The sequence below is a fragment of the Pseudomonas sp. HY13-MNA-CIBAN-0226 genome (assembly GCF_040310305.1).
Classification (GTDB): Bacteria; Pseudomonadota; Gammaproteobacteria; order Pseudomonadales; family Pseudomonadaceae; genus Aquipseudomonas; species Aquipseudomonas gregormendelii.
On the sequence record NZ_JBEOPS010000040.1, the window covers coordinates 1 to 9983 of the forward strand.

Annotated in this window: 11 protein-coding genes; 1 reads left to right on the plus strand and 10 read right to left on the minus strand. The window is 60.3% G+C overall.

All coding sequences use genetic code 11. The features are described 5' to 3' along the window. Nucleotides 1–303: 303 nt before the first annotated feature. The 8 genes from ccoP (AAEZ05_RS27450) to ccoN (AAEZ05_RS27485) form a co-directional block, all read right to left on the minus strand. Complete coding sequence (ccoP, locus tag AAEZ05_RS27450) at nt 304–1287, minus strand: cytochrome-c oxidase, cbb3-type subunit III (protein ID WP_350601230.1); 984 nt, start codon at nt 1285–1287, stop codon at nt 304–306. Next, the gene (locus tag AAEZ05_RS27455; protein WP_003175465.1) at nt 1284–1469 is read right to left on the minus strand and encodes a CcoQ/FixQ family Cbb3-type cytochrome c oxidase assembly chaperone; all 186 of its coding nucleotides are present in this window, start codon (nt 1467–1469) and stop codon (nt 1284–1286) included. Before AAEZ05_RS27455 ends, ccoP (AAEZ05_RS27450) begins: the two co-directional genes overlap by 4 nt. Before the next feature lie 5 nt (nt 1470–1474). Then, nucleotides 1475–2083 (minus strand): cytochrome-c oxidase, cbb3-type subunit II, encoded by a 609-nt coding sequence (gene ccoO / locus AAEZ05_RS27460; RefSeq protein WP_009042961.1) that lies wholly within the window; start codon nt 2081–2083, stop codon nt 1475–1477. Then, on the minus strand, nt 2083–3525 hold the full coding sequence (ccoN, locus tag AAEZ05_RS27465; RefSeq protein WP_045057422.1) for a cytochrome-c oxidase, cbb3-type subunit I: 1443 nt from the start codon (nt 3523–3525) through the stop codon (nt 2083–2085). Before ccoN (AAEZ05_RS27465) ends, ccoO (AAEZ05_RS27460) begins: the two co-directional genes overlap by 1 nt. A gap of 482 nt (nt 3526–4007) precedes the next feature. Beyond that, nucleotides 4008–4961, minus strand: coding sequence for a cytochrome-c oxidase, cbb3-type subunit III (gene ccoP, locus AAEZ05_RS27470; RefSeq protein WP_350649676.1), 954 nt, complete (start codon nt 4959–4961; stop codon nt 4008–4010). Next, nucleotides 4958–5158 (minus strand): cbb3-type cytochrome oxidase subunit 3, encoded by a 201-nt coding sequence (locus AAEZ05_RS27475; protein WP_045057424.1) that lies wholly within the window; start codon nt 5156–5158, stop codon nt 4958–4960. The genes ccoP (AAEZ05_RS27470) and AAEZ05_RS27475 overlap by 4 nt, the downstream gene beginning before the upstream one ends. Further along, the gene (ccoO, locus tag AAEZ05_RS27480) at nt 5159–5767 is read right to left on the minus strand and encodes a cytochrome-c oxidase, cbb3-type subunit II (RefSeq protein WP_350649678.1); all 609 of its coding nucleotides are present in this window, start codon (nt 5765–5767) and stop codon (nt 5159–5161) included. It lies immediately after the preceding gene. Nucleotides 5768–5777: 10 nt separating this feature from the next. Further along, nucleotides 5778–7202, minus strand: a complete 1425-nt coding sequence (gene ccoN, locus AAEZ05_RS27485) for a cytochrome-c oxidase, cbb3-type subunit I (protein WP_350649680.1) — start codon at nt 7200–7202, stop codon at nt 5778–5780. 96 nt (nt 7203–7298) lie between these two features. Here ccoN (AAEZ05_RS27485) and AAEZ05_RS27490 point away from each other — a divergent pair, with 96 nt between their 5' ends. Then, complete coding sequence (locus AAEZ05_RS27490) at nt 7299–7976, plus strand: alpha/beta family hydrolase (RefSeq protein WP_350649682.1); 678 nt, start codon at nt 7299–7301, stop codon at nt 7974–7976. Between the two features lie 153 nt (nt 7977–8129). On the opposite strand, the gene AAEZ05_RS27495 is transcribed toward AAEZ05_RS27490, so the two are convergent. Beyond that, nucleotides 8130–9695 carry a methyl-accepting chemotaxis protein gene (locus AAEZ05_RS27495; RefSeq protein WP_194690481.1) on the minus strand — a complete coding sequence of 522 codons (1566 nt, stop codon included), beginning with the start codon at nt 9693–9695 and terminating at the stop codon, nt 8130–8132. A 63-nt stretch (nt 9696–9758) separates the two neighbouring features. Then, on the minus strand, nt 9759–9983 hold a 225-nt coding region (locus tag AAEZ05_RS27500; RefSeq protein WP_350649684.1), incomplete at its 5' end, for a hypothetical protein.

The window sequence follows — 9983 nt, forward strand, 5'->3', positions numbered from 1 at the left end:
TACCTGTCGCCAATAGCTATGGAGCAAAAAGCGGCATAAGCACCGTAAACGGTGTCCGGGATTGCTTGACCAGTTCACCGAAGGCTGCGATCTTTTGATCTTGCCGTTAAATAAAAGCGCAGATCAAAAGATCGCAGCCTTCGGCAGCTCCTACAAGTAGGGCATTAAGCGGATCCAAAGATCGTCCGATCGCGGCCCGAGCCTTCGGCAGCTCCTACAGGTGAAGCGTTAAGCGAGCATAGGCCATAAACAAAACGGCCCCGCCAATTCACATGGGCGGGGCCGTTTTTGTTACATCAAAGGTTACTGGGCATCTTCCGTCGGAGCTTTCTCACCGTGAGACAAGCTGTAGACGTAAGCGGCCAGCAGGTGAACCTTGTCGTTGCCTTGCAGCTGTTCCTGGGCAGGCATCTGGCCCTGGCGGCCGTAACGGATGGTCTGCTGCAGTTGGGCGAAGCTCGAACCGTAGATGAACGCGCCCGGGTGGGTCAGGTCAGGTGCACCCATTGCCGGGGTACCTTTACCGGCCGGACCGTGGCACGCCACGCAGTTGGCCGCGAACAACTTCTGCCCGGCAGCCGGGTCAGCCTTGGCGCCTTCCGGCAGCTTGCGGCCATCGAGGTTGGTCAGCACGTAGGCAGCCACGTCCGCCACGCCTTGCTCGCCAATCACTTCAGCCCACGCCGGCATCACCGCGTGACGACCGCCCATGATGGTGGTCTTGATGGTTTCGGGCTCGCCGCCCCAGCGCCAGTCGGCGTCGGTCAGGTTCGGGAAGCCGTAGGCGCCCTTGGCGTCGGAACCGTGGCACACCGAGCAGTTGGAGGCGAACAGACGGCCACCCATTTTCAGTGCTTGCGGATCCTTGGCCACTTCTTCGATTGGCATGGAAGCGAACTTGGCGAAGATCGGGCCGAAACGCGCGTCCGACTTGGCCATTTCCTTTTCCCACTCGTGCACGCCGGTCCAGCCGGTCTGGCCGTTGGCGAACGCGGTCTGCTTTTCGTTATCCAGGTAGTTGTAACCTGGCAGCAGGCCTTTCCAGTTGCCCAGGCCCGGGTAGAGCACCAGGTAGCCGAGGGCGAAGATGATGGTGCCCACGAACAGCATGAACCACCATTTCGGCAGCGGGTTGTCGTACTCCTCGATCCCGTCGAAGGAGTGTCCAACCGTTTCTTCCGTCTGCTCGGCGCGCTGGCCCTTGCGGGTGGACAGCAGCAGCCAGGTCAGGGCGAAGATGGTGCCCAGACTGAGGACTGTGACGTACAGACTCCAGAACGTAGTCATTCTTTGTTACTCCTAGAAGCTTGCTCGACGTGCTTGATGGCTTCGGGATCATCCGCGAAAGGCAGCAAGGTAGCGTCTTCAAACTCCGACTTGCGCTTGGGGCTGAACACCCACAGCGCCAGACCGATGAAGGCCACCATCACGACAACGGTGCCCAGGCCACGAATCATCCCGATATCCATCTAAATCACCGTTTGCTTTTGATGATGGTGCCCAGGCCCTGCAGATAGGCCACCAGCGCGTCCATTTCGGTTTTGCCCTTCACAGCATCCTTGGCACCGGCGATGTCTTCGTCGGTGTAAGGGACGCCGAGCGTGCGCAAGACTTCCATTTTCTTGGCGGTGTCTTTGCCGTCGAGCTTGTTTTCCACGAGGAACGGGTAGGCCGGCATTTTCGACTCGGGCACTACGTTGCGCGGGTTGTACAAATGCGCACGCTGCCAGTCATCGGAGTAACGACCGCCAACACGGGCCAGGTCCGGGCCGGTACGCTTGGAACCCCACAGGAACGGGTGGTCCCAGACGCTTTCACCGGCGACCGAGTAGTGGCCGTAGCGTTCGGTTTCAGCACGGAACGGGCGGATCATCTGCGAGTGGCAGCCGACACAACCGTTGGCGATGTACACGTCGCGGCCTTCCAGTTCAAGGGCGGTACGCGGCTTCATGCCTTCGACCGGCTTGTTGGTGACGTCCTGGAAAAACAGCGGAACGATCTGGGTCAAGCCGCCGATACTGACGGCGATAACCATGAAGAAGGCCAGCAGGCCAATATTCTTCTCGACTGCTTCATGCTTCATCAGTGAGCTCCAACTACAGCAATCTGTTCGGCAGCTTCGGCTTCAGCCGGGTTCGAGGCACGTACGGTACGCCATACGTTGTAGGCCATGAACAGCATGCCGCTGGCGAAGAACGCACCGCCCAGGGCGCGAACGATGAAGCCCGGGTGGCTGGCTTGCAGCGCTTCGACGAAGGAATAGGTGAGGGTGCCGTCGTCGTTGATTGCACGCCACATCAGGCCCTGGGTGATGCCGTTGACCCACATCGAAGCGATGTAGAGCACGGTACCGATGGTCGCGAGCCAGAAGTGAGCGTTGATCAGGCCGATGCTGTGCATCTGCACACGACCGAACAGTTTCGGGATCATGTGGTAGATCGCGCCGATCGAAATCATCGCCACCCAGCCCAATGCACCGGCGTGTACGTGGCCGATGGTCCAGTCGGTGTAGTGCGACAGCGAGTTCACGGTCTTGATGGCCATCATCGGGCCTTCGAAGGTCGACATGCCGTAGAACGCCAGGGAGACCACCAGGAACCGCAGGATCGGGTCGGTGCGCAGCTTATGCCAGGCGCCCGACAGGGTCATCATGCCGTTGATCATGCCGCCCCAGCTCGGAGCCAGCAGGATGATCGACATCGCCATGCCCAGGGACTGAGCCCAGTCCGGCAGTGCGGTGTAGTGCAGGTGGTGCGGGCCGGCCCAGATGTACAGGGTGATCAGCGCCCAGAAGTGCACGATGGACAGGCGATAGGAGTAGATCGGACGCTCGGCCTGCTTCGGAACGAAGTAGTACATCATCCCCAGGAAGCCGGTGGTCAGGAAGAAGCCCACCGCGTTGTGACCGTACCACCACTGGATCATCGCATCCGTTGCACCGGCGTAGGCCGAGTAGGACTTGAAGAAGCTGACCGGCAGGGAAGCGTGGTTGACGATGTGCAGCATCGCCGTCACGACGATGAAGGCACCGTAGAACCAGTTGCCCACATAGATGTGCTTGGTCTTGCGCTTGGTGATGGTGCCGAAGAACACCAGACCGTAGGTGACCCAGACGATGGCCAGCAGAATAGCCAAAGGCCATTCCAGCTCAGCGTATTCCTTGGTGGTGGTGTAACCCAGCGGCAAGGTAACGATGGCGCCGACGATCACCGCTTGCCAACCCCAGAAGGTGAAGGCGGCGAGGCTGTCGGAAATCAGTCGCGTTTGGCAGGTTCGCTGCACGACGTAGTAAGAAGTGGCAAACAGTGCACAACCACCGAAGGCGAAAATCACCAGGTTGGTGTGCAACGGGCGAAGGCGTCCAAAGCTCGTCCATGGCAGACCGAAGTTTAATTCCGGCCATACCAGTTGCGAGGCGATGAAGACACCAAGCCCCATGCCAAGGATCCCCCAGACCACCGTCATGATGGCGAACTGGCGGACTACCTTATAGTTATAAGCAGTCGGACTGATTGCTGTGCTCATTCTAAGGTTCCACGGTTTGGGTGTTTTATTAGGAGTAAAAATCGGCCGCAAGTATGTAGAAAGCGGGGGGTCATTGCAACGCGCCATGACCTGGGTCAATGCTTTCAAAAGCTGATTCTGCGGCCTTTCCATGCGCCGCGTAAGGACAAAATTGCCCATGGACAAAATGTCGCAGCAGACGAAAGAGCCGAGGGGGTCAGGTCAGATGTAACGGGGTGTGTTCAAACACAACGATCAGGTGACAGGAGGCAATTTGCGCGACAGCCGGTATCTACCAGCCTTTGCGGCCTGTCATCGAGCACATTCGTCGAACGCATCGCGTCGGGTCGACCTGGAACCGGCTCATGCCAGTCCGCATCTGGGCAAGCTTAGACCCGAATTCGGGGAACCGAAAGGCGTACTAAGGAAGGGTGCGACACTTGGTCGCAAAGGAGCAGGGAACTGCCGCATGCAGGCGAATGCGGCAGTAGAGCGGTCGAGAGTTATTCGCGTTTGCCTTCAGCCTGCAAACGATCGGTATTCAAACCGTGGGACAGGCTGTACACATAAGCCGCCAACAGTTGCACCTTATCGTTGCCCAGCAGCTCATTCTGCGCCGGCATGTGACCCTGGCGACCATGACGAATCGTTTGCTCGAGCTGCGTCAGGCTGGTGCCGTAGATGAAGCCGGCCGGGTGCGTCAGGTTCGGCGCGCCCATGGCCTCGGTGCCCTGGCCATTCGCGCCGTGACAGGCCGTGCAGGTGCTGCTGAACGCTTGCTGGCCGGCTTGCAGGTCGGCCTTGGCATCCGCTGGCAACGGCAGCCCTGCCAAGTCGTGACGCACGTAGGCGGCCACGTTCTTCACGCCGGCTTCACCGAGGATTTCGCCCCAGGCCGGCATCGCCGCCATGCGACCGCCCATGATCGTGGTCTTGATCATCTCGGCATCGCCGCCCCAGCGCCAGTTGCTGTCGGCGAGGTTGGGGAAGCCGAACGCGCCCTTGGCATCCGAGCCGTGGCACACCGAGCAATTGGAGGCGAACAGGCGGCCACCCATCTTCAGCGCTTGCGGGTCATTGGCCACTTCTTCCACGGGCATCGACGCGAATTTGGCGTAGATCGGCCCAAACTTCGCGTCAGCCTTGTTCATCTCCTTTTCCCACTCGTGCACGCCGGTCCAGCCATCTTCATAGCCGGGCAGGATGCCTTTCCAGTTGCCCAGGCCCGGGTACAGCACCAGGTAACCGACGGCAAACACCAACGTGCCGGCGAACAGCATGAACCACCACTGCGGCAACGGGTTGTCGTACTCCTCGATGCCGTCGAAGCTGTGGCCCATGGTCTGGTCGACGCTGCCCTTGGTCTCGCCCTTGCGTGTGCCGATCAGCAGCCAGGTCAGGCCGATCAGGCTGCCGATGGTCAGTACGCAGATCCACGTACTCCAGAAAGTGGTCATGACCGGGTACTCCTTGTTGTTGCAGGTTCTGGGGGGCTGTCAGGTTGCGGCTCGTCGGCGAACGGCAGCAGGCGCGCTTCGGCGAATTCCGGATTGCGCTTGGTGTTGAACACCCACAGCGTCAGGCCGACGAAGGCCACGAACACCACGACCGTGCCCAGGCCGCGGATCATTCCAGTGCTCATCTCAAACATCACTCACCTCTTGCTCTTGATGGCAGTGCCGAGCACTTGCAGGTAAGAAACCAGGGCGTCCATCTCGGTCTTGCCCTTGAGGCTGGCCACCGCGCCGCTGACGTCGTCATCGGTGTACGGCACGCCGAGGGTGCGCATGGTGCGGATCTTGGCTTCGGTATGGCTGCTGTCCACCGCCTGCGTGACCAGCCATGGGTAGGCCGGCATCTTCGACTCGGGCACCACGTTGCGCGGGTTGTACAAGTGCGCGCGATGCCAGTCATCCGAGTAGCGGGCGCCGACCCGGGCCAAGTCCGGTCCGGTACGCTTGGAACCCCACAGGAACGGGTGATCCCACACGCTCTCGCCGGCCACCGAGTAGTGCCCGTAGCGTTCGGTTTCGGCGCGGAACGGCCGGATCATCTGCGAATGGCAACCCACGCAACCTTCCCGAATGTAGATGTCGCGCCCTTCCAGCTGCAGCGCGGTGTAGGGCTTCATGCCTTCCACCGGCTTGTTGGTCACGTCCTGGAAGAACAGCGGCACGATCTGGGTCAGGCCGCCGATACTCACGGCCAGCACCATCAACAGCATGAGCAGGCCGACGTTTTTCTCGATTGTTTCGTGTTTCATCGCGGACTCCTCAGGCGATCTGCGCGGCAGTGGCGACGTCGGCAGGCTGCGAGGCCCGTACGGTGCGCCAGGTGTTGTAAGCCATCAGGAACATACCGCTCAGGAAGATCGCGCCGCCTACCAGGCGCACGACGAAGCCTGGGTGGCTGGCCACCAGGGTTTCGACGAAGGAGTAGGTCAGCGTGCCGTCTTCGTTGATAGCGCGCCACATCAGGCCCTGGGCAATGCCGTTGACCCACATGGAGGCGATGTACAGCACGGTGCCGATGGTCGCGAGCCAGAAGTGCGCGTTGATCAGGCCGATGCTGTGCATCTGCGCACGACCGAAGATTTTCGGGATCATGTGATACAGCGCGCCGATGGAAATCATCGCCACCCAGCCGAGTGCACCAGCGTGTACGTGGCCAATGGTCCAGTCGGTGTAGTGGGAGAGGGCGTTGACGGTCTTGATCGCCATCATCGGGCCTTCAAAGGTCGACATGCCGTAGAACGCCAGCGAGACCACCAGGAAGCGCAGGATCGGATCGCTGCGCAACTTATGCCAGGCGCCCGACAGGGTCATCATGCCGTTGATCATCCCGCCCCAGCTTGGAGCCAGCAGAATCAGCGACATCACCATGCCCAGCGACTGCGCCCAGTCCGGCAGCGCGGTGTAGTGCAAGTGGTGCGGACCTGCCCAGATGTACAGGGTGATCAGCGCCCAGAAGTGCACGATCGACAGGCGATAGGAATACACCGGCCGCTCGGCCTGCTTGGGCACGAAGTAATACATCATGCCAAGGAAGCCGGCCGTGAGGAAAAAGCCCACCGCGTTGTGGCCGTACCACCACTGCACCATCGCATCGGTCGCACCGGCATACACCGAATAGGACTTGGTGAAACTCACCGGCAGCTCAAGGTTGTTAACGATGTGCAGAATCGCCACGGTGATGATGAACGCACCGAAGAACCAGTTGCCGACGTAGATGTGCTTGGTCTTGCGCTGCATGATCGTGCCGAAGAACACCACGGCGTAGGCGACCCAGACGATGGTGATCAGAATGTCGATCGGCCATTCCAGCTCGGCGTATTCCTTGGAACTGGTGTAACCCAGCGGCAGGCTGATCGCCGCCAGCAGGATCACCACTTGCCATCCCCAGAAACAGAACGCGGCAATTTTTGGCGCAAACAACTGCGTCTGGCAGGTGCGTTGCACTGAATAAAACGAACTGGCGAACAGGGCGCAACCGCCGAAGGCGAAGATCACCGCGTTGGTGTGCAAAGGGCGCAGGCGCCCGAAGCTGGTCCACGGCAAATCGAAGTTAAGCTCGGGCCACACCAATTGGGCCGCGAGAAAAACCCCGAGCCCCATGCCGATGATGCCCCACACCACCGTCATAATGGCGAATTGGCGGACCACCTTGTAGTTGTAGGCGGTACTGATAGAAGTGTTCATGGTTCCCCATCCACGGTTCAGCCGAAGTGAGCACGCGTGCGACAAGGCAGCGCGTCCTTCGCCTGGAGTTATAGGCAGACTAAAAGCGAGGCAAGCATGGACAAAGAGCACAAGGCCAGTATTGACGGGGATCAATGGGCGCGGTGTGTGCAGGATCACGGATGGTTATGGGATGCCGCTGTAGGGCCGGCATCTGCGACGTTGATCCTCGCCCATGGCGCCGGTGCGCCGATGGACAGCGACTGGATGAACGACATGGCTGCGCGCCTTTGTGCGCTGGGCGTCAACGTGTTGCGCTTCGAGTTTCCTTACATGGCGCAACGGCGTGTCGATGGCGGCAAACGCCCACCGAATCCGGCGCCGAAACTGCTGGAATGCTGGCGGGAGGTGTATGCCGTGGTGCGACGCCATGTCGCCGGGAAACTGGCCATTGGCGGCAAGTCCATGGGCGGGCGGATGGCCAGTTTGCTGGCCGATGAACTGGGCGCGGATGCGCTGGTGTGCCTGGGGTATCCGTTCTACGCAGTGGGCAAGCCGGAGAAACCGCGGGTGGAACACCTGGCCGGCTTGAAGACCCGTACGCTGATTGTGCAGGGCGAGCGGGATGCGCTGGGGAATCGGGAGGTTGTCGAAGGGTACCAATTGTCATCGAGCATCGAGGTGTTCTGGCTGGTGGCGGGGGATCATGACCTCAAACCGCTGAAGGCTTCGGGGCATACCCACGAACAGCATCTGGCCGCTGCGGCGCAGAAGGTTGCCAGCTTCCTTCAGTGACATCTGCGGTGGCTGTAAGGGCCTCATCGCGGGCAAGCCCGCTCCCACAGGTTTTGTGCAGCAACAAAAAACCCGGAAGCTACCCGGGTTTCTGCTCATACACGCCCCCGTAGGAGCTGCCGAAGGCTGCGATCTTTTGACCTTGACCTTACCCTAGCGATTAAACCGCTCAACCAACGAATACTGCGTACTCGCCGTCTTCGTCAGCTCTTCACTCAACAATGCCGAATGCTGCGCCTGCTCCGACGTCTGATCCGCCAGCTGCGAAATATTGCTGATATTGCGACTTATCTCCTCAGCCACAGCACTCTGCTCCTCAGTCGCCGCCGCAATCTGCGTCGTCATATCAGTAATATTGGCCACCGCCTCACTGATCCCCACCAACGCCTGATCCGCCTCCAGCACCCGCGCCACACCTTCCTCGGCCTGACGATGCCCGGCTTCCATGGTCTGCACGGCGGTACTGGCCGTCTGCTGCAGCTTGGCGATCAGGGCATGAATCTGCCCGGTGGACTCGCTGGTTCGCTGCGCCAGTTGTCGCACCTCATCCGCCACCACCGCAAAACCACGACCCATCTCACCGGCACGGGCCGCTTCGATCGCCGCGTTCAGCGCCAGCAGGTTGGTCTGGTCCGCGATACCCTTGATCACGTCCACCACACCGCCAATCTCGTCACTGTCCTTGGCAAGCTGAGTCACCGTCATCCCGGTTTCCCCAACCACCACCGACAGGCGCTGAATGGCATCACGGGTTTCCCCGGCAATGGTACGACCACGCCCCGTCAGGCGATTAGCTTCCTGGGTGGCATCTGCCGTGCGCTGCACATGGCTCGCCACTTCCTGGGTCGTCGCCGCCATCTGGTTCACCGCTGTCGCCACCTGCTCGGTCTCAACCCGCTGACGCTCAAGGCCAGTCGAACTGTTGTGCGCCAGGGTGTCGGACTGCCTGGCCTGATCGGTCAGATGCTCGGCCGTGTCCTGCAAACGGGTCAGGCATGTCTTCAGGCGCGCTTCCTGACTCAAAATCGACATCTCCAACCGCGCCTGAGCACCGCGGCTGTCGGTGTACATCTGCGCAATCAACGGATCGGAGGTGGTCTGTTCAGCCAAGCGCAGCAAACGCTTCAACCCACGCTGCTGCCAGCTCAAGCCCATCAGGCCCAACGGCACCGAAAGCCCGGCGGCAAGGGCAAAGCCCCAGTGCGAAGTCAGCGTGGCGCCAATCATGAAACTCAACTGGCTCACCAGAATAAACGGCAACCAATCCTGCACAACCGGCAGCCACTTATCACTGGCAGGAACCGCCGACTTGCCCTGGTTAAGCCGCTGATACAACGCCTCGGCACGACGAATCTGCTCGGCCGTCGGCTTGACCCGGACCGACTCGTAACCGATCACCTGATTGCCTTCGAAGATCGGCGTCACATAGGCGTTAACCCAATAGTGATCACCGCTCTTGCAGCGATTCTTGACGATGCCCATCCAGGGCTGACCCTGCTTGAGCGTGCCCCACATATGCGCAAACACCGCCGATGGCACGTCAGGATGACGAACCAGATTGTGCGGCGCACGGATCAGTTCCTCACGCGAAAACCCGCTGATCTCGACAAAGTCGTCGTTACAGTAGGTAATCACGCCCTTGGCATCGGTCGTGGAAATCAACCGCTGCTGAGCCGGGAAGGTCCGCTCGCGTTGAGTGATGGGCTGGTTATTACGCATGGCATATTCAATCCGTGAGGCTTTCACAGGGTTTCGGCGGCGCCAGGGATTTGTTGAATTTTTTTATTGCCCATGGCCCGCAAAGACGGCCTGACAGCCACCAGATCCCGCGAAATGAAACAAAGCCCCTTGTGGGAGCTGGCTCGCCAGCGAAGGCGGCCTGACAGCCAACCTGATCCGGCTGAGTGAAACAAAGCCCCCCGTAGGAGCTGCCGCAGGCTCGGGCCGCGATCGGACGATCTTTTGATCTTGATTTTCAAGGGTGAAGATCAAAAGATCGTCCGATCG